We start from the raw sequence: 21,008 nt of genomic DNA on the forward strand, positions 1-21,008 counted from the left end.
GCCGTGAGATGTCCACCATCTCCCGCAGCTCGGCCCGGGCCCGCCCGGCGTGCCCGTCCTGCCCGCCCCGGCCGTCCGACCCCTCGCGGATCAGGCGGTCCGTCAGCTCTCCCTTGAGCGTGATGGCGGAGAGGCTGTACCCGAGCAGGTCGTGCAGGTCCCTGGCGACCCGCAACCGCTCCTCCTGCACCGCGAGCCGGGCGATCTCGTCCCTGGCCCGCCGGAGCTCCACGCTCCAGGAGGCCAGCAGGGTCATCCCGTACACCATCAGGCCGTTCACCGTGCAGGAGAGCACCCCGATGCCGACGCCGAGCGGCTGCTGGCCGACCAGCCAGGCGTAGACCCCGGTGAAGGCGGCCGTGCCGCAGAACACCGCGGTCGAGAGCGGCGGTTCGAGGGTGAGCAGCATGGAGCCCGCCAGGAAGCCCGGCATCCCGCCCCAGGCGAGCCCCAGGACGGGCAGCAGGCCGTAGGTGAGCGCGGCCTGGAGGGCGAGCGCCCACCCTCCGGCGCGGGCCCGGAGCCGGGTCGCCCGGTCGGCGCAGTGCACACCCTGGAGCGACAGCATCATGACGAAGCCCCCGATGTACAGCGCCACATGGGAGGCCGGGGGACGGGCGGTCAGGAGGTTGAGGAAGCCGAGCGTGGCCACGGCGGACTGTACGGAGAGAATGATGCACGTGGCGAACCACGGCGGCGGTTCACCCTTGACTGCAACCACCATGCGACCTGCCCGTCCGAGCGAAGTTCCAGGGGGTTCTGCCGGTACGGGGAAAGTCGTCTCCCCGGAGGAGACCCGACTGTAACCCAGCCGCTTCCGGAGGGTGACCTCCCTCCGGAGGATTCCGGCACCTCGGAATTGTGAATTCCTCACACGCGCATGGTGATTTCACCGCCCATTCGATGACGCCCTCACTGTCCGGCGGCCGGTGCGCGGTGGGAGTCTCGGGGCCGAGACCCGATTCCACCCGATCGGAAGGCGTACATGGACATCGAAGTGCTGGGGGAGCTGGCGATGTACGAGAACGGGGTACCCATTGTGCCCAGTGCCGGAAAGCCGCGGCAGGTTCTCGCCCTGCTCTCCTTGTGGTCGGGACGCGTCGTACCCGTGACGACGCTGATGGAGGAGCTGTGGGGCGATGAGATCCCCCGCAGCGCCGCGACCACCTTGCAGACGTACATCCTGCAATTGCGGCGGCGGATAGGAGCCGCACTGCGGCAGCCGTCGGCCGCCGGTGACCGCTCGCCGAAGGACGTCCTGTCGACGGCCTACGGCGGATACCGCATGACGGTCACGCCGGGAAGCTGTGACTGGACCCAGTTCCAGCAGTGGGCGGCACAGGGCCACAGCGCCCTCGTGGCCGGGGACGCCCGTGCCGCCTCCGCGCATCTGACCCGCGCCCTCGCGCTGTGGCGGGGCCCCGCCCTCGTCGACGTCCCGGTCGGGCGGGTGCTGGGGCTGGAGACCCTCTACATGGAGGAGACCCGGATGCAGACGCTGGAGGAGCGCATCGAGGCCGACCTCCGGCTGGGCTATCACGCCGTGCTGCTGGGCGAGTTGCGCGCCCTGGTCGCCCGGCACCCGCTGCACGAGAACTTCTGCGCCCAGCTGATGACGGCGCTGTGCCGTTCGGGCAGCCCCTGGCGGGCCCTGCAGGAGTTCCGGGAACTGCGCGGGCGCCTCCGCGACGAGCTGGGCGTCGAGCCGTCGGCCCGCCTCCAGCGGCTCCACCGCGCGGTACTGTCCGGCGCCCCCGAACTCGACGGGGAGCGGACGTACGCGCCGGCCCGGCCCGCCTGAGGCCGGAGCCCCCGGGACGTCAGCCGAGGTGGTCGTGGAAGATGCTCCGGGACCGGGTGAGGACGCGGTCCCCGTCCAGTTCGAGGATGTCGTGCACGACACAGCTGGGGGCGATCTCCGGCTCCCGCCGTCCCGGCCGGACGGTGATCACCAGCGCGTACACCGTCGAGCGGATGCTGCCGTCCGGCCGGGGGGTCAGGGCGACGTGGTTGAACCAGTGGCGCCGCCGTACCGGGTCCCCGGCGAACCGCTCGTGGAAGGCGACCAGTTCCGCGACGATCGCCGCCCGGCCCCGGGCCGGCTCGACGCCGGGGGAGTGCTGGAAGCTGCCGTTCTCCGTGAAGGTCAGCGCGTACTCCTCGAACCGGCCCGCGTCCAGGGCCTGCATCTGATGTGCGTAGAAGTGCTGGATCCGTGAATGGACCTCGGTGTCGACGGCGGTCGCGCTCATCGGTGCTCCTCTGCGGTGGCGTGCGTGGTGTACGGGGCCGCCGCCCAGGCTGGCGGCGCGGCCTCGAAGCCCTCTGGAAGGGACGGACCCCGGGGCTCCACCCGGTTTCCACCTGCGTTCGAGGCGGGCTGCCGACCCTCGCCTCGGCAGGACCTGCCCGCCGACGAGGAGACGGGAGCGACAGACGCATGAGCCAGACGGACATGCCCGTGGACCGGGTGACCGGAGCGACGAGTGACATCGGCGAGGAGCCCGCCGCCCACCGGCGGACCCGGCGGGGAGCCCGCGTCGCCCTGGTGACCGGCTCCTCCTCGGGGATCGGCCGGGCCGTCGCCGCCCGGCTCGCCGCCGAGGGGATGCGGATCGTCGTCAACTCCGCCCGGTCCACCGAGGCCGGTGAGAAGGTCGCACGCTCCCTGCCGGACGCCGTCTACATCCGGGCCGACGTCTCCGACGAGGACGAGGCGCGCCGTCTGGTGTCCGCCGCGGTCGGGCACTACGGCCGCCTCGACCTCCTGGTCAACAACGCCGGTGCCACCCGCGTCATCCCCCACGCCGATCTGGAGGCGGCCACCCCCCGGGTGTGGCGGGAGATCTTCGGGCTCAATGTGTTCGGTACCTGGCAGACGACCGTGGCGGCCATGCCCCATCTGATGCGGACCGGGAACGGGGCGGTGGTCAACATCTCCTCCGTCGCGGGCAGCCGGCCCGCCGGCAGCTCCATCCCCTACGCGGTGAGCAAGGCGGCCGTCGAGCACATGACGCGTCTGCTGGCCCACACGGCGGGCCCCCGGGTCCGCGTCAACGCGGTCGCCCCCGGCCTGGTCGAGACCCCCTGGACCCGCGACGACGCGTTCTTCGCGCCGATCGCCGAGAAGGTGCGCGAGGCCACCCCGCTGCGCCGGGTCGGCCTGCCCGAGGACGTGGCCGAGGCCGTGCTGGCCCTGGCCGACGCCGCGTACACGACCGGGCAGGTACTGCTGGTCGACGGCGGCGCCCACCTGATCTGACGGATGCGACATCTGACGGACGCGACCCGTCGGGCGGCCCGGCGGAGAAACGGAGAAGGGCCATGCGGCTCGGCGCCACCATTCCCTACCAAGGGGCGGCTCGACTGGCCCGGGTGGCCGAGGACCTGGGCTACGACGTCCTGCTGGCGCCCGAGGGCTACCGGTCCGACGCCGTCAGCGTGCTGGGGCTCCTCGCCGGGGCCACCCGGCGCATCGGCCTCGCCTCGGGAGTCATGCAGATCCCGGCGCGCCCGCCCGGCGCGACGGCGCTCACCGCCGCCACCCTGGACGCCCTCAGCGGCGGCCGGTTCCGGCTGGGCCTGGGGGTGTCCGACCCCGCCGTCTCCCAGGGGTGGTACGGCGTGCCGTTCGACCGGCCGCTGGCCCGTACCCGGGAGTACGTCGACATCGTGCGGCGCGCGCTGGCAGGCGGGCCGGTGACCCACGACGGCGAGCACTACCGGCTGCCCGCCCCCGGAGGCGACGGCGCCGCGCCGCTGCACCTCCGTACCGAGCGGCCGCCGCACCGCATCCCCGTCTACCTGGCGGCCGTCGGTCCGCGCGCCTTGCGCCTGGCCGGTGAGATAGCGGACGGCTGGATCGGGGTGTTCGCCCCGCCCGAGTCGGTCGCCCGGGCGGTCGGCGCGATCCAGGAGGGGAGAAGGTCCGCCGGGCTGGACCCGGCGGGCTACGACGTGCTGCTGAGCCTGCCGGTCGCGGTCGCCGACGACGTGGGCACCGCGGTGGACATGCTCCGCGGCCAGTACACCTACCTGCTGGGGATCGGCGACCCCGAGCGGAACGTGCACTGCGGGCTGGCGCGGCGGCTCGGCTACGGGCCGGCCGTCCGCCTGCTCCGCGAGCGGCTCGCGGCCGGTGACCGCGCGGGTGCCGCGGCCGCCCTGCCGGAGGAGTTCGTCGACCGCACCGCCCTGGTGGGCCCCGTGCCCAGGCTGGCCGAGCGGATGCGCGGCTATGCCGAGGCGGGCGTCACCACGCTGGCGGTGATGGCGTCGGCGGCCGACACGACGCCGGACGGACGCGTCCGGATCCTGCGTGCGGCGGCCGCGGCGGCCGAACTGGCGGGCGGGGCGTCATGAACGCGGCCCCGCGGGCCTGGTCAGCGTCAGCACGGGGGACCGGTCGGGGTACCCCGTGACCGTGCCCCGCCTGCCGTCGGACCGCCGGGCCCAGCGGTAGCTCCACGCCGGGTCGTCGAACGACGACCCGGCGAGCCCCGTACGCACGACGGCACCACTGCCGTCGGCCCGCAGCGTCCACCGCAGCGCGGGGAGGGTGAACGGCGTGCCCGGACCGAACGGCCCGGGCGCGCGCAGGACGACGCCGTCGGCCGTCGGCTCGACGCGGGTGCCCGCCGCGGATCCGTCGCCGCCCGTGAGCGCGTACCCCACCACCCGGGCCCCGGTCGGCGCGGCGAAACGGAGCGTGATATCGCCGATGCCGCTGCTGAGCCGGGGGCTGAAGGTGATCGGTTCCGGCGCCAGGACGACACCGAACTCCTCGTCCCCGGCGACCGACCGGGGCGCGACGGCGGTGAAGCGCAGGGTGTAGGGGATCGTGTGGTCGTCCCCGTCCGGCTCGGTGTGCACCCGGCAGGTCAGGGAGAGCGCGAGGCCCGACGGCACGGTCAGGCCTCCCGGACGGCCGAGGCCAGCCCGCTGGGCCGGTCCGCCTCCCGCGCGGGCGCCGCGCCACCGCGGCCGTAGCGCTGCAGGAGCGCTGTCCGGGCCGGGGCGTCCCGCACGGTCCAGCCGTGGCCCGCCAGCCAGCCGGCCGGGTCGTCGAGCGTGGACAGCCAGGAGGCCCCCAGCGCGTCGAGCGCGTCGGACGTCCCGGCCAGGCTGCCCCGCCTGGTCTCCGAGTCCAGGTGGTCCAGCGCCAGTTCGGAGCCGGTGGCGGAGAGCCGCCCGATGCGGTCGGCCAGCAGGTCGTTGTCCGCCGTCGAGAGGTAGGGCAGCAGCCCTTCGGCCAGCCATGCCGTGGGCACCGCCGGGTCGAAGCCCGCCGCGCGCAGCGCCGGGGCCCAGTCCTCGCGCAGGTCGGCGGCGAGCGCCGTGCGCCGGCAGGAGGCGGTCGCTCCCTCGCGGGCGAGCACGTCCTCCTTGAAGGCCAGCAGCGCCGGCAGGTCCAGCTCGAAGAGGTGCGTCCCGGGCGGCCAGGGCAGCCGGAACGCGCGGGTGTCCAGCCCGGCGGCGAGGAGCACCACCTGCCGTCGGCCGCGCCGGGCCGCGCCCAGCAGGTAGTCGTCGAAGAAGCGGGTGCGGATGGCGACGTACCCGCTGAAGGCCCCCATGCCGGCCACGGCGCCCGCCCCGCACGCGTCCACGAAGGCCCGCGCGTGGCGGTCCCTGAACAGCGCGTCCGCGCGGTCGCTCTCCACGGCCCGGCCGACGGCGATGCCGACGGCCGTCAGGCTGACACCGGTGGGCAGTTCGCTTCCGGCGGTGCTCCCGGTGGTGCTCCCTGTCATCCGAGCTCCCCTTTCCCGTTATCCCGTTCTCTCCCGCGCTGTCCCGTTCCTCCCCGCCGTGCGCAGGGGCGGGTGCCGCGCATGCTGGTGCGGTCCGCTGGAGCGGGGCTGGAAGTTCCCTGGAGGCCGGACGGCCGTCCGGACAGTGCCCCGAACCCGGTGGCGGGCCGTCCCCGCCGGTGTCATCGTGGACCGGTGCCGCGTGGCAAGTGCCATGATTTTCACGGAGGTTGACAACATGGAAAGTCCGCTCAGGGTCGGTGGCGACCTGCCGTATTTCGGGACCCGTCAGGAACTCCACGACTATGTCCAGGCGTTCGAGGAACTGGGCTACCGGCATCTCGCGTTCGGCGAGCACGTGCTGCCCGCCCGGGCGCCGAACTGGCCGTCGGACCTGCCCCCGTGCGACCCCTGGCACGAGGCGTTCACCCATGCCGCCTTCGTGGCGGCGCTCACCTCGCGGGTCGAGGTCGCACCGTCGGTGCTGCTGCCGCTGCGCTCGGCGGGGATGGCGGCCAAGCAGGCCGCCGAGATCGACCTGTTCTCGGGCGGGCGGCTCCGGCTCTGCGTCAGCGTGGGCTGGAACCGCGAGGAGGTCCGCGCCCTGGGTGCCGACCCGGCGACCCGTGGCCGCCTGCTCGAGGAGCAGGTGGAGGTGATGCGGCTGCTGTGGACCGAGCCGTTCCTCACCTACCGGGGCGAGCTGATCGAGATCGAGGACGTGGCCGTCAACCCCCGCCCGGAGCGGCCGGTCCCGGTGTGGATGGGGGGCGGCGACTTCGAGGGCGGCGGGGTGCCCCGGCCGGTCGTCCTCGATCGGATGGCCCGGATCGCCGACGGTTACCGGATGTTCGGCCCGCTGATGCGGGACGTCGACGCCGGGCTCGAAGTGATCCGGCGGCTGAGGGAGCTCGTGGCGAAACACGGCAGGGACCCCGAGGGGTTCGGTATCGAGGCACGCGTCCCGCTGCAACTGCTGCCCGAGGACGCCTGGGTGGAGCGGGTGGAGACCTGGCGGCGCGCCGGGGCCTCGCACATCACGCTCTCCAACCGGCGCGGGGCGGGCGGGGCGGACGCGGAGATCGCCCGTCTCACCCGCTTCCGCGAGCTGACCCGGGGGCTGTGGTAGCCGGGCGGCCGCGCCGGCCGGTGCGGGCGGAGGCGTCCGTCGCGTCGCCCGCGCCGGCCTCCTCCGGTCCGGGCTGTCCGGACTCCTTCGGGCCGGCCTGCCCGGCCGTGGTCAGCTGCCGCAGCAGCAGGCGGATCTGCTCGCCGTAGAGCTCCCGGAACTCGGGTGAGCGGGGGTCGAGCCCGGTCGCCTCCCGCGCGGTGTGCGGCATCACGATGGGGGCCATCACCATGCCCATGACCGCGAGCCGCAGGAAACCGGGGTCCAGGTCGGCGGAGATCTCGCCGCGCTCCCGGGCCCGCCGCAGCCGCTCCAGGTCGGTGCCGATCGCCGACGCCTCCTCCGGGGTGTGCTGCTCGTCGCCCGCGAGCCCGCGCCAGATGGCCAGCCTGGCCGGCCTGGGGTCGGCCAGGCCGCGCTCGAGGTAATGGACGGCGACCTCCTCGAACGGCGTGGTCTCCTCCGCGAACAGGGCCTCCCGCTCGGCCCACTCGCGCTGCAGCTCGCGGTAGAGGCCGTCCTTGCCGCCGAAGTAGTAGCTGATCAGCTGCTTGTTGACGCCCGCGCGGGCGGCGATGTCCTGCACCCGGGCGCCCGCCAGCCCGTGCCGGGCGAACTCCTCCAGCGCCGCGTCGAGCAGCAGCGCGCGGGACCGCTCGGCGTCGCGCTGCCGCTCCTCGGCCCGGGGGGCGCGGCGCGGCCGGGGTCGTGCCGCGGAGGCGTCCTCGGCGGCTGTCGCGGATGCGGGGGTATCGGCCTTCTTCGTCGTCATGAGGACACTGTAATCAATCATCCGGATGGTTGACAGAGTCAGGCGTGGGGTTGAGTATGAGGGCATGGCTGCACATGATGAGCAGACGCAAGCCCCCGGGCTCAGTCGCGAGGCACGCCAGGCGGTGCTCGTGGTCCTGCTCGGCGCGATCCTCGCCTTCCTCGATTCGACCGTCGTCAATGTCGCCCTGCGGCACCTCTCCCTCGACTTCGACACCTCGCTGGACACCGTCCAATGGGTCGTCACCAGCTATCTGCTGGCCCTCGCCGCGGTGACGCCGATATCGGCCTGGGCCGCCAGGCGGTGGGGCTCCCGCACCCTCTACGCCGTGGCGCTCACCGTGTTCACGGTCGCCTCCGCGCTGTGCGGCATGGCCGGTTCGGCCGAGCAGCTGATCGCCTTCCGGGTGCTCCAGGGCATCGGGGGCGGCCTGATGATGCCCGTGGGCCAGGCGATCCTGGTGCGGGCCGCCGGGCCCCAGGGGCTGGCCCGGGTGATGAGCGCGATCGGGGTGCCGATGGTGCTCACACCGGTCTTCGGCCCGACCGTCGGCGGGCTGCTCCTCGACCACGCCGGCTGGCAGTGGATCTTCTGGATCAACCTGCCGGTCGGCGTGGCGGCCCTGTATCTGACCCTGCGACTGCTCCCGCGCGACCGGAGGGAGGAGGCGGGCCCGCTGGACGCGATCGGCTTCCTCCTCGTCTCCACGGGGGTCGTGGGGATCACCTACGGACTGGCCCAGGCGGGCCAGCGCGGCGACCTGCTCGACGCCCAGGTCGTGGTGCCCTTCCTCGCCGGTCTCGCCCTCGCCGCCGCCTTCGTGCTGCGCTCCGTCCGGGTCGAGCGCCCCCTGCTGGACCTGCGCCTCTACGGCAACCGGATGTTCGCCGCGTCCTCCTTCGCCACCTTCGCCATGGGCGCGGCCATCTTCGGCGGCATGGTGCTGATGCCGCTGTACTACCAGGTGGTCCGGCACGAGGACGCCGTGCACACCGGCCTGCTGCTGGCCCCGCAGGGGCTGGGCGCGGCGGTCGCCATGTGGCTCTCCGGGCGGCTCTTCGAGAAGATCGGCACGCTCACCGCCGTCATCGGTGGCGTCGTCTGCGTCGCCGCCACCGTGCCCTTCGTGCTGATCGGGGCCACCACCTCCTACTGGCTGCTGAGCCTGGCCATGGTCGTCCGCGGGTTCGGCATCGGCCTGGCCGGCATGCCCGCCATGACGGCGGCCTTCCGTGCGCTGCGGCCCGAGCAGGTCGGCGATGCCACGCCGCAGCTCAACATGCTGCAGCGGGTGGGGGGTTCCATGGGCACCGCCCTGTTCGTCGTGGTGCTCCAGCAGCACCTCGACGACGCCGCGGGCCGTCCGGGCGAGCAGGCATCCGGCTTCGGTACCACCTTCGTCTGGGTGCTCGCCTCGGCCCTGGTCGCGATCCTGCCGGCCGTGCTGATGACGACGCTGGAGCGGCGTGCGGCATCCGCCCCGGCCCTGGAGGAGGCCGAAGCGGATGCCCGCGGTGCGTCCGCTGTCTGAAGGTCAGTTGCCTGAAGGTCAGTTGTCTGAAGGCCGGTTGCCTGACGGGCTGGTGCCCGGCCGGGCCGCAGTACCGATGCCTGGCCGGGCCGCGGTGCTGTGTCCGGCCGGGCCGCGGTCAGGCCACGGCCTCGATGAGGGCCTCGGTGCGGGGGCTGGTGGGCATCGCCTCCGGTCCCCGCACCGTCCTGATCGTGAGCCCGGCGCGCCGCAGCAGCTCGCGGAACTCCTCGATCGTCCGTTCCCGCCCGCCGAGCACCACCAGCATCTGGAGGTCGGAGAACTTGCCAGGGTGGAACCCGTCGCCCGCGGGGATCACCTGGTCGACGACGAGGAGCCGGGAGCCCCGGCCCATCGCCTCCCGGACCCCGCCCAGGATGCGCAGCGCCTGTTCGTCGTCCCAGTCGTGCAGCACCCGCGAGAGCACATAGGTGCTGCCCCCCGGCGCCACTGCCTCGAAGAAGCTCCGCCCCACGACCTCCACCCGGTCGGCCACGCCCTCGCGGCGGAGCACCTCGGGTGCCCCGTCCACCACGGTGGGCAGGTCCTGGAGGACTCCCCGCAACCCCGGGTTGGCGCGCAGCACATGGGCGACCAGCGTTCCGACGCTGCCGCCGAGGTCCACCACGGTGGTGTCGGAGGAGAAGTCGCAGAGGTCGATGGCGGGCGGCACGGTGCCCCGGCCGACCATCGTGTGGAGCACCGTGCGCATCTCCTCGTTCCGGTCGAGGAAGTCGAAGGCGGGCATGTGGAAGATCTGGTCGAAGGCGGGCTTCCCGGTCCGCACGCTGTACAGGACGTCCGCCCAGGCGCGGAAGTTCTCCGCGCCGTTGAGGACGACGAAGTGGGCCAGCCCGCCGGTGCGGAAGGCATCGCCGAGAGGGGTGAGCCCGAAGACCCGCCCGGGGTGCTCGTGGAAGAGCTCCAGGGCGGCCGCCGCGCGGCAGAAGCGGTAGAGGGCGTCCGGGTGGCTCCCGGTGGCGGCGGCGAGTTCGTCGCTGCCGCGCGGGCCGTCGGCCAGCAGGTCGGCCAGGCCCAGCCGGGCCACCACATAGAGGGTCTGATGTGTCCAGGGGGCGCTGTTGAAGGCCAGTTGGAACAGCCGGTCGTGCGCGGAGGGGCCGTTTTCTCCGCTCTCTCCGCTCTCTCCGGTCTTTCCGGTGTCTCCGGCTTCTCCGTTTTTTCCGGTGGAGCTCACGACAATTCACCCACTTCCAGGAGGAGAGGCCGGTGCCTGCGGCTCCACTTGCGCATGACCGGCAGCTCGACACCGCGGTAGAGCAGCCAGGCGAGCGTCAGCGCGCCGCCGAGCACCGGCAGCGAAAGGGCCGCGGCCGACCAGCTGTTCAGGCTGTGGGCGGCATTGATGCCCAGCCGGCGCGCGACCTCGTCGATCAGGAGCTGATGCACCATGTACAGGGCGAAGGACACCTCGCCCAGCCACACCATCGCCGGGCGGCGCAGCACCGACGGGCGTCCGCCGGCATCGGCGACGGCGCCGGACGCGATCAGCAGGCCGAGCGGCGCCACGCACACGGCGACCGTCCCGTACTGCCCGGGCGCGTACAGCGCCGCCACGTACGCCCCGGCCACGAGCGCCCCGGCCGGGACGAGCGGCACCCGGGGGAAGCGGCCGTCGGCGACCAGCCGCGCCAGCACCATGCCCAGCAGGAACTCCAGGCACCGGGTGACGGGGAAGAAGTAGACGAACCACAGCTGGACCTCCGAGTACGGCATGCGCGGCGAGAGCACCGGATCGCCCGGCAACAGCAGCCGGGCCACCAGTGGCACGCACCACACCAGCGCCACCAGACCCCCGGCGCACCACCACAGCCGCCGCTCCGGCACCGCCCTCAGCGCCCGCGACAGCAGAGGGAAGGAAAGGTAGAAGAAGGCCTCGCAGCACAGCGACCAGCTCACCGTGTTGACCCCGGTCAGCACGGAGCCGACGGGCAGCCAGGTGTGCAGCAGCGCGAGGTTGGGCAGCAGCTGCCGGGCGGACACGGTGCCGCCGTGCGAGACGATCAGCAGGACCGCGGCCGCCGCCGTGACGAGGTGGTTGGGGTAGATCTTGCAGGCCCGCCGGCGCCAGAAGGCCCGGGCGGGCTCGTCCGCCCGGGCCGACCAGGTGAGCACGAAGCCGCTGAGGACGAAGAAGAAGGAGACCCCGGCCGACCCGGCCTTGCTCCAGAAGAACCCCGTTCCGGTGTCCGATCCCCAGCTGCTCGGCACGAACTGGAAGAAGGAGTGCGAGAAGAAGACCGCGGCGGCGGCCAGGAAGCGCATCCCGGTGAGCGAGGGGAGCGCGGGGCGGCGTCCCGCCGCCTCCGCGGGGGTCACCGAGGTCCCTGGGGCGTCCATCCGGACTGGCGCAGGAACGCGTCGAAGGTCAGCAGGCCGGGATGGGCGGAGCGCAGCGCGGGGATGTCCGCCCGGTAGCCGACCTCGTTGAACCAGACGAACGTCTTGGCCATCCACTCGTTCTGCCGGGCGATCTCCTCGATGGGCACCGGGACGTAGCGGGCCGGGCGGCCGGTGTGCCGCCCGAAGGCCGCGGCGATCTGCGGTCCCGTCAACTCGTCACCGGCGACCTCCAGTTCCCGGCCGATGAAGCGGGCCGGGTCGCCGAAGGCGTCGGCGGCGAACCAGCCGATGTCCCGGGACGCGATCATCTGCAGCGTCGTGGCGGGCAGCAGACCGCGGCTGAGCACCAGCCCGCCCTCCGCGTCCAGGACGGGCGGCAGGTCCAGGAAGTTCTCCATGTAGTAGACGGCGCGCAGGAACGTCGTCGGCAGCCCCGCCGCGCGCACGGTCCGCTCGACCTTCAGCTTGGTCTCCCGCCACCCCACGCCGCCGGGGTTCTCCACGCCGCCGACCGAGCTGTGCACCAGGTGGGCCACCCCGGACTCCCGGGCGGCCTCGGCGACCAGGGCCGCGTGCCGTTCCTCGCCGTCCAGCCCGTTGCCGTGGGTGGGGGTGAAGACGGTGAACACGCCGTACGCGCCCGCCAGCGCCTTGCGTACGGAGGCCGGGTCGTCGAGCGAGCCCTGGACGAGCACCGCCCCCCGCGAGGCCAGCTCCCGGGCGCCCGGACCGCCCGGATCGCGCACGAACGCGTGGACCGCCCAGCCCCGTTCGAGCAGGTGACGGGCGACCGTCCCGCCCTGCCGGCCCGTCGCCCCCAGCACCAGGATCCAGCGCTCCGCGCCGTTGCCGCCGACTGCCATCGCATGCCTCCCCATCGCTCGTTCCGGCGGCCCACGGTCGGGGGGCCGCCTGGAATCCGGCTGGAGAAGAGGTCGAGCCGTCCGTCCACCGCGGGTCCAGCATCCTTCGAGCCCCGGCCGCCAGCCTCCGGACACCGACACGCGGCACGGCCGCCTGACACGTTACGGAGCACGATGACGACGCACCGGGCGACACGGACCACGCTGTTCGACTGGCACGGCGCGGCCGGCTTCCGCACCGCCGGTCCGCGCCCCGACTGGCAGCTCAGGCCCGTAGGCCCCCTGCCCCGCGGCGACGCGACCGTGCGCACTACCCCTGCGGGGCTGGTCGTCGAGCCGGAGGCCACGGACCCGGGGACCGGCACCCCGGCCTTCCGGCGCACCGCCGGGCCCGGGGGCGACGACCACCTCAAGTGGTGCGCCCTGGCCGCGCGCACGGCCTCCACCGGCCTGCCCGGCTTCGACGCGCCCGCCACCGGTGAGCTGACCGTCCGGGGAGAGCTGGCGGCACGCGTCTTCAACGCCCGCCGCCACCCCTTCGGCGACCAGGTGGCCGACGCGGAGGGCGACCCCAGGCTCGGGGCCGGGGCGCTGGTGACCGTCGACCGGGAAACCGGCCTGGTCTTCGACTTCTTCGTCTCCAACCGGCGGATCCACGCCGTCTACGAGCGGATGCGCCCGCCGGGCGCGCGGTGTGCCGCGTTCACCTGCCTGGTGCCGGTCGCCGACCGGTCCCCCGACCGCACGCACCTGCTGGAGATCGGCCTCGACCGGTCCCGCGGCACGGTCCGCTGGCGCGTGGACGGCCGGGTGGTGCTGTCCGTCGGCGACCTGGGTGCCCCGCTCCGCGACCACCTGGCGATCGACCACGGCGGCCCGGCCGGACGCGCGACGCCCCGGCAGCTCGCCTGCGGCCTCGGACTCTTCACGCTGCTCGACGCGGCGGGCCCGGACGGCCGGGCGCTGACGCGGGACGCCCACGGCCGCCACGCACACCGGCTCTGGGGTCAGGGGGTACGCCTGACCGTCCGCCGGATCACCGTCACCACGGAGGAAGGGGAAACATGAGGACGGCAGAGAAGACCGTACGCGGCCTGGCCCGGCCGTTGCTGGCCGCCAGCTTCGTCACCGGCGGCTACAGCGTGCTGCGCGACCCCGGGCCGCTGCCCGCGCTGGCCGAGCGCCACGGGATCCCGCTGCCGGAGGCCGCGACCCGTTGCGCGGCGGCCGGCATGCTCGTCGGCGGGGTGGCGCTCGGGGCCGGGTTCCGGCCCCCGCTCAGCGGCGGCCTGCTGGCCGCGTGCCTGATCCCGACGACCGTGACCGTGCACGACTTCTGGCGGCAGCAGGACCCCGCCCGCCGGCACGTCCAGCGCAACGAGTTCTTCAAGAACCTCAGCCTGCTCGGCGCGCTCGCGCTCGCCGCCGTCGACGCCCTCACGGCGGGCAAGGAGCCGAAGCGATGACACGGACCGGCGCGGCCGGTCCGACGGGCAGCCGACTCGCCGACGGCCGGGCCGGACTGGCGGTGCGGGCGGTGGACGTCGCCAGGATCGCCGCGGAACACGCCGAGACCATGGACCGGGACCGCAGGCCCCACCCCGACGTCGTCCGCGCCGTCGTGGACGCCGGCTTCGCCCGGCACTTCGTCCCGGCCCGCTGGGGCGGCGACGCCGGCACTTTCGCCGGACTCGTCGACGCGGTCACCACGGCCGGCACCGGCTGCGCGGCCGCCGCGTGGGTGGCCTCGCTCAGCGCGTTCGTCTCCCGGATGGCCGCCCATCTGCCCGAGGACGGCCAGCGGGAGGTGTGGGCGGACGGCCCGGACGTCCTGTTCGTGGGAGCGCTCATGCCCGTCGGCCGGGCCGAGCCGGTGCCCGGCGGCTGGCGGCTGACCGGCACGTGGTCGTTCATCAGCGCCGTCGACTTCGCCCGGTGGGTGCTGGTCTGCGCGACCACGCGGACGGCGGACGGCGGCGCACCGCACGCCCGCTACTTCGCCGTGCCCCGTTCCGCCTGCGCCGTGCTGGACACCTGGTTCTCCGTCGGCATGCGCGGCACAGGCAGCAACACCCTCGTGCTGGACGGCGTGTTCGTACCCGCCCGCATGTCGTTCGACCGGGACCGGGCGATGGACGGCACCGGGGCCGTGTCCCCCGCCCGCTGCCACCGGGTGCCGCTGAAGGCGGTCAACGGGCTGTCCTTCGTCGCCCCCGTGCTGGGCGCGGCACGCGGCATGCTGGCCGAGTGGACCGGCTGGGGAGCGGCCAGGGCGGCGGGCGGGGGTGACGTCACGAAGGCCGCGCTCGACGCGGGCTTCCGCGACGTGCTGGCCCGCACCGCGGGCGAACTGGACGCCGCCGAGCTGCTGGTGCACCGGGTCGCCGCCACCGCGGACGAAGGCGCGGTCACCGGGCTGCTCACCGCGCGCGGCGCCCGGGACTGCGCCCTCGCCTCGGAGATGCTGCTGACCGCCGTCAACCGCGTCTTCCGCGCGACCGGCACCTCCGGCCAGACGGCGGGCGGCCCGTTCGAGCGCGCCTGGCGCGACGTCAACTCGGCCACCAGCCACCTGGTGCTGCGCATGGACCCGGCGGCCGCCGCCTACGCGGAGCAGGTGCTCTCGCACCCGCACAGCTGACGGGAGGTGACGAGGGGGCCCGCCGGGCACATGCCCGGCGGGCCCCCTCGTGCGTGGGCGGCACGCTCAGCGCCGCGGGCTCCCCACCCCCGCCCCGGCCGCCAGGGCCAGGGTGGCGCGGCTGTTGGCGCCCAGCGCCGTACGGACGCGGTCGCGGGCCTCGGCCGCCGTGGTGCCCTCACCGAACACCGAGGCCACCGCGGCGGGATCGATCACGGCCGTGTGCCGGGCCGTCACCCGCGCCCCCGACGGGCCGTCACCGAAGGTCCACAGCCCACTGTGGCCCGCCAGGGGCCGGGGCAGGACCCGTTGCTTGAACGCGATCCAGCCCTCCCCGCACACCCGCACCGAACGTGTGGTGTGCGAGGCGCCGTCCGGGGTGACGGTCTCCATGGCCAGCTCCTGGACGCCCGGGGCGGTTTCGGTCAGCGTGCTCCGGCGGACGTGCGGCAGCCGGTCGGCCCAGAGCCCGGCCTCCGCCACGAAGTCGTACGCGTCCCGGGCGGGGCGCGCCAGCTCCACCGAGTCCTCGAACGTGACCACCACGTCCCGTACCGGGTGCCCGGAGCCCGCCACCCGGGACAGCGCCGCCAGCTCCGCCCGGCTGTTGCGGTCGAGGGCCTGCGACAGCGCGGCCAGGGAGGCGGGGTCGTCGTCGGCCGTGGCGAAGCGGTGGCGCAGCACCACCTCGGTGCGGCGGCCGGGCCGCGGCCGCAGCAGCCACGCGCCGCTCATCGCGGTGACGGGCGGCGCGGAGCGTTCCTGCCGGAAGCGGACACACAGCCGGGCGGGGTCGAGGGTGCGGCGCGAAGTCCACTGCTGGACCCGCCCGTTCACCTCGGCCCACAGCGTGAAGCGTTCCTCGCGCGACGAGCGCTCCAGGTGCCTGACGTGGACGCAGGGGCCGAAGACCGCGGGCCAGGAGGCGGTGTCCGCGACGACCGCGAAGACCTCCGCCGCGGGGGCCGCGACGACCAGGGAGTGGTCCGTGCGGTGCAGGAGCGTACCGGCGGCGCCGCTCATGCGACCCCCACCTCCTCCCGGGGCCCGCCCCGCGCGGCGAGTGAGCTGTTCACCAGGTCGAGCAGGGCGCGGGGTGTCCGCAGCTCGGCCAGCAGGTCGTCGGAGACGTCGCACCCGTAGTCCTGCTTGATGCGGGCCGCGCTCTCCATCAGGGCGAGCGAGTCGTAGCCGAGGTCCTCGAACGGTACGTCCAGGATGTCGCCGTGCGGGTCGGTGCTCTCGTCCTCACCCGCGCAGTCCGCGAGGATGCGGCGCAGGGTGTCGATGTCCATGGGGGCGTTCATCGATGCTGTCATGGTCGGTTCCCAGCGAGGTCGGCCGGCCCCGAGGGGCCGGGGTGGAAGGGGGAAGCCGTTCGTCGGCTGACGGTCCATCGGCTGTCGGACCGTCAGGTATTTCGCGTCATCAGATATTTCGCGTCATCAGGTGTCGGATCGTCAGAAGTCGGGTCGGGTGACCACCAGGGCCGAGTTGAAGCCGCCGCGGCCGCGCGCGAGCACCAGGGCGGCGCGGAGGGACGCTCGGCGCGGTCGGCCGCGCACCAGGTCGAGCTCGTACTCCTCGGGGACGTGCGTGGTGTGCGCGGTGTGCGGGATCACCCCGTCGCGCAGGGACAGCAGCGCGCACACCACGTCGACCGGACCGCCGCCGCCGTACAGTCGGCCCGTCAGCGCCTTGGGGGCGGTGACCGGCACGCCGTGCGGGCCGAAGAGACCGCTCAGCGCCTCGGCCTCGGCCCGGTCGAGATCGGGCACGCCGACGGCGTCGGCGAACACCACGTCGATGTCGGTGGCCGCCAGTCCGGCCTGGTCCAGGGCGAGTTCGGCCGCGCGGCGCAGTCCGGGCGGCCGTCCGCTGCCGGGCGCGGGGTCGAAGGTCGAGGCGTGGCCCGCGATGCGTCCGTGCACCCGGGGTGCCCCGCGTTCACGGGCCGACGCGGCGTCCTCCACCACGAGGACGGCCCCGCCCTCCCCGGGTGTGTGGCCGTGCGCGTCGCGGTCGAAGGGCAAGTAGGCGCGCGTCGGGTCGACGGCCCGGCTGATCCGTCCTCCGGCCAGCTGCGAGGCCCAGCCCCAGGGGTCCAGGGCGGAGTCCACACCGCCGCCGAGCACCAGCCGGGTGCCGCGCCGTACGGTGCGGCAGGCGTGCCCGAGCGCGTCCAGCCCGCCGGCCTGCTCCGCGACGAGGGCGGCGCTCGGGCCGCGCATCCCGTGCCTGATGGAGATCTGGCCCGTGTCGACCGCGTAGAACCAGGCGAACGACTCGTAGACGCTGACGTATTCCGGCCCGCGGCTCCACAGCTTGCGGAACTCCCGGTGGGTGAAGTCGAAGCCGCCTTCGGCGGTGGAGACGACGACTCCCATGTCGTAGTCGGCCAGGCCGTGGCCGGGCGCGGCCCCGGGCCCCAGACCGGCGTCCTCCAGCGCCCACGCGGCGATCGCCAGCGCGTAGCGCGTCGAGACGTCGGTCTGCGGCAGCAGCCGCCCCGGCAGATGGTCGGCGGCCTCGAAGTCCCGGATGAGACCCGCGAGCCGGGCGGGGTAGCGGGAGGCGTCGAAGCGGTCGATCTCCCCGATCCCGTGCCGCCCGGCCAGCACGGCCCGCCAGTAGTTCTCGGTGCCGAGGCCGTTGGGCGCGGCCACCGACATGCCCGTCACCACGACGCGCCGCTCCGTCGTCGCCGTGGCCGTTGTCCCCGCTGTCGCCGTCATCGCCGTTGTCGGTGTCGTCGGTGTCACAGCCGTCATCGGTCCGTCGCCCCCAGCCCGTGAAGGACCATCGCGCTCTGGAAGCCGCCGAATCCGCTGCCCACCGAGAGCACGGTGCCGACCCGCTGTTCCCGGGCCGTGAGGGGGACGTAGTCGAGGTCGCACTCGGGGTCGGGCGTGCGCAGGTTCGCCGTCGGCGGTACCACGTCGTGCCGGATCGCCAGGGCACAGGCCGCGATCTCGATGGAGCCGATGGCGCCGAGCGAGTGGCCGACCATCGACTTGATCGAGCTGACCGGCACCCGGCGGGCGTGGTCACCGAGGGCGCGCTTGAAGGCGGCCGTCTCGTGGCGGTCGTTCTGCGTCGTGCCCGAGCCGTGCGCGTTGACGTAGTCCACCGCCGTCGGGTCGAGACGTGCCTCGTCCAGCGCCGCCCGGATCGCCTCCGCCATCTCCCGCCCGTCCTTCTTCAGCCCCGTCATGTGGTACGCGTTGCAGCGCGTGGCGTACCCGCCGACCTCGGCCCAGACGGGCGCGTCCCGCCTGCGCGCGGACTCGTACTCCTCCAGCACGAACATCGCCGCCCCCTCGGCGAGCACGAAGCCGTTGCGCGTGCCGTCGAACGGCCGGGAGGCGCGGGCGGGGTCGTCGTCCCGCGGTGTGGTGGCCTTGATGGCGTCGAAGCACGCGACGACGATGGGGGAGACCGGGGTGTCGGTGGCACCCGCGACGGCGGCGTCCACCGTGCCCTCCCGGATCAGCTGGACCGCGTACCCCACCGCGTCCAGCCCCGAGGTGCAGCCGTCGGACACCATCGTCACCGGCCCCTCGGCGCCGACGGCCCAGGCCACTTCGGCGGCCATCACCCCAGGGCTGTGGTAGTCGAACATGTAGGGCGAGAGATGGCCGGGGTCGACCAGCCATTCCCGTCCGGCGTCCGACATGACCAGGTACTCGTTCTCCAGGCTGGTCGCCGAGGCGACCGCGGTGCCGAGCACGACGGCCGTGCGGTGCGGCGGCAGCGCCCCCGGCGTCAGGCCGCTGTCGGCGAGCGCGTCGCGGGTGCAGGCGACCGCGAACTGCGTGGCCCGGTCCATCCTGCGGATCTCACGAGGGGAGAACCCCTCGGCGCGGGCGTCGAAGTCCACCTCCCCGGCGACCCTGGAACGAAAGGGCGACGGGTCGAAGAAGGAGATCCGCCGCGTGGCCGTCCGGCCGTCCGCGAGCAGCTCCCAGAACTCCTTCACCCCGGTGCCCCCGGGGGCACGCACCCCCATGCCGGTGATCACCACACGTCGCATGCCCATCCTCGACCCCCCTCTCCCGCGCCCGGTCCGGGCGCCGTCGCCGTCCCGTCGAGGCACCGCACGGGACTGCCGAGCAGGCTCCGCGCACCGCCTCGACCTCCGCTGGAGCGCTGCTCGGAAACGGCTCGCCCTCCGGGGGCCGCGACCGGGGGCGGGACCGGTCACCGGGAGGCGGCCGGACCGGTGCCCCGGTGGGCGGAGCCCAGGTACGCGGACGCGCCCAGGAGCAGCGTGACGGCCGCCAGGGCCAGCACCGGGAACAGCGGCAGCAGGGAGTGGGCCGTGCGGGCGGAGCCGATGTGCAGGGTGAGGGTGATGACGGCGATGCCGAGGGAGACGCCGATGGACCGGCTCGTGTTGAGCAGTCCGCCGCCGGTGGCGGCGAGTTCCCTGGGCACCCGGGACATCGTCATCGCGTTGTTGGCGGGGGTGAACACGCCGAGCCCCGCCCCGAGCAGGGCCAGCCAGAGGACCAGCCACACGTCCTCCGGGCAGTAGGCCGCCGCCCCGGCCAGCACCACGAGCGCGAGCAGACCCCCGGTCGCGCAGCGCAGGCGGCTGCTCCAGCGCCGGGGGAGCAGGGCGTCCTGGAGGTTCGCCGCGAGGGCGAAGCCCGCGGGCAGGGCGGTGAGCAGCAGCCCGGCCCGCAGTTCGGTCTCCCCGCGGTCGGTGAGCGTCAGGGGGACCAGGACGAGCGGGCCGAACAGGACCAGGTTTCCGGCCCACGCCCCGAGGAGACCCCAGACGATCCGGGGGTCGCGCAGCAGCGCCGGTGGCACCAGGGGCTCGCGGGCGGCCTGTTCGCACCGCAGGAAGCACCGGGCGAGGACGGCGGACGCGGCCAGCAGCAGGGCCCCGGCCCAGCCGGGCACCGGCAGTCCGGAGAGCATGGACAGGCCACCGAGCAGGGTCGCGACCGACGCGGCCAGCCACCCCGTGCCCGCCAGGTCGAAGTGCCGGGCGTCCGCCGTCCCGGTCGACTCCGGGAGCAGGAAGCGGCCGACGACGTGGGCGGCGATCCCGACCGGCACATTGATCCAGAACACCGAGCGCCACCCGGCCGTCGTGACCAGCACTCCGCCCAGGGTCGGGCCCAGCGCCAGGCCCAGGGCCTGGCCCGCCGCCTGCATGCCCAGCGCGCCGCGCAGCTTCTCCGGCGGGGCCACGATGTAGACCAGCGCCAGGCTGTTGGAGGCCAGCATCGAGGCTGCCAGCGCCTGGACGGCCCGGAAGCCGATGAGCGCGCCGAGGCCGGGGGCGAGGCTGCACGCGGCCGAGGAGACGGCGAACAGGACGAAGCCCCACAGGTAGACCCGCTTGCGCCCCAGCATGTCCGACAGGTGCCCGACGGCGACCATCACGGCGGCCAGGACGAGCAGATAGGCCAGCGACACCCACTCCACGGCGGCCAGCGGCGCGTGGAACTCCCGCCGCAGACTGGGGTACGTCAGCGTGACGATGCTCGCGTCGAGCTGACTCATGAACGCGCCGAAGCACACCGTGACCACGGCCGGCCGCCAGCCGTACGGCGAGTCCACGGTCTGCTGCGTCCGCCGCTGCACGGGCCGCGGCCTCACGACAGGAGTCCCGGACCCGGAAGGCTCACATCCGCCATCATGACCCGCCCCGACCGCACCGGCACGCCGGGACGGTGGGACGGTGGGGGCCGGGATCGCCGAGGGGCCGGACCGGCGCGCGCATTGCCGTATCCGGTGATCGGGGCGGACTTGTCCCCTCGTGGCGCTTTTCCTCCTGTGCGAACGTCAGTTGGGTTGTCGAAAGGGCTGGGATAGGCGGATGACCAGTACGATGACCCACTACTTGCCGACCTGTACCGGTGGGGGCCCGCGGACCGGCAGGCGGGGACAGCGCATGGGGTGCCATGGGGGGACTGTGGAAATTCTGATGTTCGGGGC

21 protein-coding genes are annotated in these 21,008 nt (G+C 74.1%); 8 read left to right on the forward strand and 13 right to left on the reverse strand.

Going from position 1 to position 21,008, the window contains the following annotated elements:
• On the reverse strand, positions 1 to 724 hold a 724-nt coding region (locus tag K6I34_RS05845), incomplete at its 3' end, for a histidine kinase (protein ID WP_229323003.1).
• A 261-nt stretch (positions 725 to 985) separates the two neighbouring features.
• On the opposite strand from K6I34_RS05845, the gene K6I34_RS05850 reads away from it, so the two are divergent.
• Positions 986 to 1,801: an AfsR/SARP family transcriptional regulator gene (locus tag K6I34_RS05850; RefSeq protein WP_229323004.1), complete on the forward strand. Its 816-nt coding sequence runs from the start codon at positions 986 to 988 to the stop codon at positions 1,799 to 1,801.
• A 19-nt stretch (positions 1,802 to 1,820) separates the two neighbouring features.
• Here the strand turns inward: K6I34_RS05850 and K6I34_RS05855 are convergent, their stop codons facing one another.
• On the reverse strand, positions 1,821 to 2,252 hold the full coding sequence (locus tag K6I34_RS05855; RefSeq protein WP_229323005.1) for a nuclear transport factor 2 family protein: 432 nt from the start codon (positions 2,250 to 2,252) through the stop codon (positions 1,821 to 1,823).
• Positions 2,253 to 2,440: 188 nt separating this feature from the next.
• On the opposite strand from K6I34_RS05855, the gene K6I34_RS05860 reads away from it, so the two are divergent.
• Both K6I34_RS05860 and K6I34_RS05865 read left to right on the forward strand, forming a co-directional pair.
• Positions 2,441 to 3,262, forward strand: a complete 822-nt coding sequence (locus K6I34_RS05860; RefSeq protein WP_229323006.1) for an SDR family NAD(P)-dependent oxidoreductase — start codon at positions 2,441 to 2,443, stop codon at positions 3,260 to 3,262.
• Between the two features lie 62 nt (positions 3,263 to 3,324).
• Positions 3,325 to 4,362 (forward strand): LLM class flavin-dependent oxidoreductase, encoded by a 1,038-nt coding sequence (locus K6I34_RS05865; protein WP_229323007.1) that lies wholly within the window; start codon positions 3,325 to 3,327, stop codon positions 4,360 to 4,362.
• Here the strand turns inward: K6I34_RS05865 and K6I34_RS05870 are convergent.
• Together K6I34_RS05870 and K6I34_RS05875 are read right to left on the reverse strand one after the other, a co-directional pair.
• Positions 4,357 to 4,908: a hypothetical protein gene (locus K6I34_RS05870; RefSeq protein ID WP_229323008.1), complete on the reverse strand. Its 552-nt coding sequence runs from the start codon at positions 4,906 to 4,908 to the stop codon at positions 4,357 to 4,359. The genes K6I34_RS05865 and K6I34_RS05870 overlap by 6 nt on opposite strands.
• Before the next feature lie 2 nt (positions 4,909 to 4,910).
• Entirely contained in the window at positions 4,911 to 5,753 is an 843-nt protein-coding gene (locus K6I34_RS05875) for an SAM-dependent methyltransferase (RefSeq protein ID WP_229323009.1), read from the reverse strand.
• A 238-nt stretch (positions 5,754 to 5,991) separates the two neighbouring features.
• On the opposite strand from K6I34_RS05875, the gene K6I34_RS05880 reads away from it, so the two are divergent.
• A complete protein-coding gene (locus K6I34_RS05880) occupies positions 5,992 to 6,882 on the forward strand; it encodes a TIGR03619 family F420-dependent LLM class oxidoreductase (RefSeq protein WP_229323010.1) in 891 nt (296 codons plus the stop codon).
• Here K6I34_RS05880 and K6I34_RS05885 read toward each other — a convergent pair.
• Positions 6,845 to 7,654, reverse strand: coding sequence for a TetR/AcrR family transcriptional regulator (locus K6I34_RS05885; protein ID WP_229323011.1), 810 nt, complete (start codon positions 7,652 to 7,654; stop codon positions 6,845 to 6,847). The two genes, K6I34_RS05880 and K6I34_RS05885, sit on opposite strands and share 38 nt — an antisense overlap.
• A 64-nt stretch (positions 7,655 to 7,718) precedes the next feature.
• Here K6I34_RS05885 and K6I34_RS05890 point away from each other — a divergent pair, with 64 nt between their 5' ends.
• The gene (locus tag K6I34_RS05890; protein ID WP_229323012.1) at positions 7,719 to 9,185 is read left to right on the forward strand and encodes a DHA2 family efflux MFS transporter permease subunit; all 1,467 of its coding nucleotides are present in this window, start codon (positions 7,719 to 7,721) and stop codon (positions 9,183 to 9,185) included.
• Positions 9,186 to 9,303: 118 nt separating this feature from the next.
• Here the strand turns inward: K6I34_RS05890 and K6I34_RS38565 are convergent, their stop codons facing one another.
• From K6I34_RS38565 to K6I34_RS05905, 3 genes are read right to left on the reverse strand one after another with little or no spacing between them, the layout of a single operon-like run.
• On the reverse strand, positions 9,304 to 10,383 hold the full coding sequence (locus tag K6I34_RS38565; protein WP_229323013.1) for an acetylserotonin O-methyltransferase: 1,080 nt from the start codon (positions 10,381 to 10,383) through the stop codon (positions 9,304 to 9,306).
• Positions 10,380 to 11,546, reverse strand: coding sequence for an acyltransferase (locus tag K6I34_RS05900; RefSeq protein ID WP_229323014.1), 1,167 nt, complete (start codon positions 11,544 to 11,546; stop codon positions 10,380 to 10,382). Before K6I34_RS05900 ends, K6I34_RS38565 begins: the two co-directional genes overlap by 4 nt.
• On the reverse strand, positions 11,522 to 12,412 hold the full coding sequence (locus K6I34_RS05905) for an NmrA/HSCARG family protein (RefSeq protein WP_229323015.1): 891 nt from the start codon (positions 12,410 to 12,412) through the stop codon (positions 11,522 to 11,524). Before K6I34_RS05905 ends, K6I34_RS05900 begins: the two co-directional genes overlap by 25 nt.
• Positions 12,413 to 12,586: 174 nt before the next feature.
• On the opposite strand from K6I34_RS05905, the gene K6I34_RS05910 reads away from it, so the two are divergent.
• Genes K6I34_RS05910 through K6I34_RS05920 form a run of 3 tightly spaced genes read left to right on the forward strand, consistent with a single transcriptional unit; the run spans position 12,587 to position 15,053 of the window.
• Positions 12,587 to 13,480 (forward strand): DUF6081 family protein, encoded by an 894-nt coding sequence (locus K6I34_RS05910; protein ID WP_229323016.1) that lies wholly within the window; start codon positions 12,587 to 12,589, stop codon positions 13,478 to 13,480.
• Positions 13,477 to 13,878 carry a DoxX family protein gene (locus tag K6I34_RS05915; protein WP_229323017.1) on the forward strand — a complete coding sequence of 134 codons (402 nt, stop codon included), beginning with the start codon at positions 13,477 to 13,479 and terminating at the stop codon, positions 13,876 to 13,878. The genes K6I34_RS05910 and K6I34_RS05915 overlap by 4 nt, the downstream gene beginning before the upstream one ends.
• Positions 13,875 to 15,053: an acyl-CoA dehydrogenase family protein gene (locus tag K6I34_RS05920; protein ID WP_229323018.1), complete on the forward strand. Its 1,179-nt coding sequence runs from the start codon at positions 13,875 to 13,877 to the stop codon at positions 15,051 to 15,053. Before K6I34_RS05915 ends, K6I34_RS05920 begins: the two co-directional genes overlap by 4 nt.
• A 66-nt stretch (positions 15,054 to 15,119) precedes the next feature.
• Here the strand turns inward: K6I34_RS05920 and K6I34_RS05925 are convergent, their stop codons facing one another.
• The 5 genes from K6I34_RS05925 to K6I34_RS05945 form a co-directional block, all read right to left on the reverse strand.
• Positions 15,120 to 16,076: an aromatase/cyclase gene (locus K6I34_RS05925; RefSeq protein WP_229323019.1), complete on the reverse strand. Its 957-nt coding sequence runs from the start codon at positions 16,074 to 16,076 to the stop codon at positions 15,120 to 15,122.
• Positions 16,073 to 16,372: an acyl carrier protein gene (locus K6I34_RS05930; RefSeq protein WP_229323020.1), complete on the reverse strand. Its 300-nt coding sequence runs from the start codon at positions 16,370 to 16,372 to the stop codon at positions 16,073 to 16,075. The genes K6I34_RS05925 and K6I34_RS05930 overlap by 4 nt, the downstream gene beginning before the upstream one ends.
• A gap of 141 nt (positions 16,373 to 16,513) precedes the next feature.
• Positions 16,514 to 17,788: a ketosynthase chain-length factor gene (locus tag K6I34_RS05935; protein ID WP_229323021.1), complete on the reverse strand. Its 1,275-nt coding sequence runs from the start codon at positions 17,786 to 17,788 to the stop codon at positions 16,514 to 16,516.
• 32 nt (positions 17,789 to 17,820) lie between these two features.
• Positions 17,821 to 19,092: a beta-ketoacyl synthase gene (locus tag K6I34_RS05940; RefSeq protein ID WP_229323022.1), complete on the reverse strand. Its 1,272-nt coding sequence runs from the start codon at positions 19,090 to 19,092 to the stop codon at positions 17,821 to 17,823.
• A gap of 161 nt (positions 19,093 to 19,253) precedes the next feature.
• Entirely contained in the window at positions 19,254 to 20,669 is a 1,416-nt protein-coding gene (locus tag K6I34_RS05945; RefSeq protein WP_229323023.1) for an MFS transporter, read from the reverse strand.
• Positions 20,670 to 21,008: the final 339 nt, after the last annotated feature.

Origin of the sequence: Streptomyces sp. UNOC14_S4 (assembly GCF_020740835.1) — a bacterium.
In the GTDB taxonomy this organism is placed as follows: Bacteria; Actinomycetota; Actinomycetes; order Streptomycetales; family Streptomycetaceae; genus Streptomyces.

Excerpts from the sequence above, each read along its gene's own strand:
- K6I34_RS05850 (WP_229323004.1), top strand. The coding sequence starts at position 986 with ATGGACATCGAAGTGCTGGGGGAGCTGGCGATGTACGAGAACGGGGTA.
- K6I34_RS05855 (WP_229323005.1), bottom strand. The coding sequence starts at position 2,252 with ATGAGCGCGACCGCCGTCGACACCGAGGTCCATTCACGGATCCAGCAC.
- K6I34_RS05860 (WP_229323006.1), top strand. The coding sequence starts at position 2,441 with ATGAGCCAGACGGACATGCCCGTGGACCGGGTGACCGGAGCGACGAGT.
- K6I34_RS05865 (WP_229323007.1), top strand. The coding sequence starts at position 3,325 with ATGCGGCTCGGCGCCACCATTCCCTACCAAGGGGCGGCTCGACTGGCC.
- K6I34_RS05875 (WP_229323009.1), bottom strand. The coding sequence starts at position 5,753 with ATGACAGGGAGCACCACCGGGAGCACCGCCGGAAGCGAACTGCCCACC.
- K6I34_RS05880 (WP_229323010.1), top strand. The coding sequence starts at position 5,992 with ATGGAAAGTCCGCTCAGGGTCGGTGGCGACCTGCCGTATTTCGGGACC.
- K6I34_RS05885 (WP_229323011.1), bottom strand. The coding sequence starts at position 7,654 with ATGACGACGAAGAAGGCCGATACCCCCGCATCCGCGACAGCCGCCGAG.
- K6I34_RS05890 (WP_229323012.1), top strand. The coding sequence starts at position 7,719 with ATGGCTGCACATGATGAGCAGACGCAAGCCCCCGGGCTCAGTCGCGAG.
- K6I34_RS05900 (WP_229323014.1), bottom strand. The coding sequence starts at position 11,546 with ATGGACGCCCCAGGGACCTCGGTGACCCCCGCGGAGGCGGCGGGACGC.
- K6I34_RS05905 (WP_229323015.1), bottom strand. The coding sequence starts at position 12,412 with ATGGCAGTCGGCGGCAACGGCGCGGAGCGCTGGATCCTGGTGCTGGGG.
- K6I34_RS05910 (WP_229323016.1), top strand. The coding sequence starts at position 12,587 with ATGACGACGCACCGGGCGACACGGACCACGCTGTTCGACTGGCACGGC.
- K6I34_RS05915 (WP_229323017.1), top strand. The coding sequence starts at position 13,477 with ATGAGGACGGCAGAGAAGACCGTACGCGGCCTGGCCCGGCCGTTGCTG.
- K6I34_RS05920 (WP_229323018.1), top strand. The coding sequence starts at position 13,875 with ATGACACGGACCGGCGCGGCCGGTCCGACGGGCAGCCGACTCGCCGAC.
- K6I34_RS05925 (WP_229323019.1), bottom strand. The coding sequence starts at position 16,076 with ATGAGCGGCGCCGCCGGTACGCTCCTGCACCGCACGGACCACTCCCTG.
- K6I34_RS05930 (WP_229323020.1), bottom strand. The coding sequence starts at position 16,372 with ATGACAGCATCGATGAACGCCCCCATGGACATCGACACCCTGCGCCGC.
- K6I34_RS05935 (WP_229323021.1), bottom strand. The coding sequence starts at position 17,788 with ATGACGGCGACAGCGGGGACAACGGCCACGGCGACGACGGAGCGGCGC.
- K6I34_RS05940 (WP_229323022.1), bottom strand. The coding sequence starts at position 19,092 with ATGGGCATGCGACGTGTGGTGATCACCGGCATGGGGGTGCGTGCCCCC.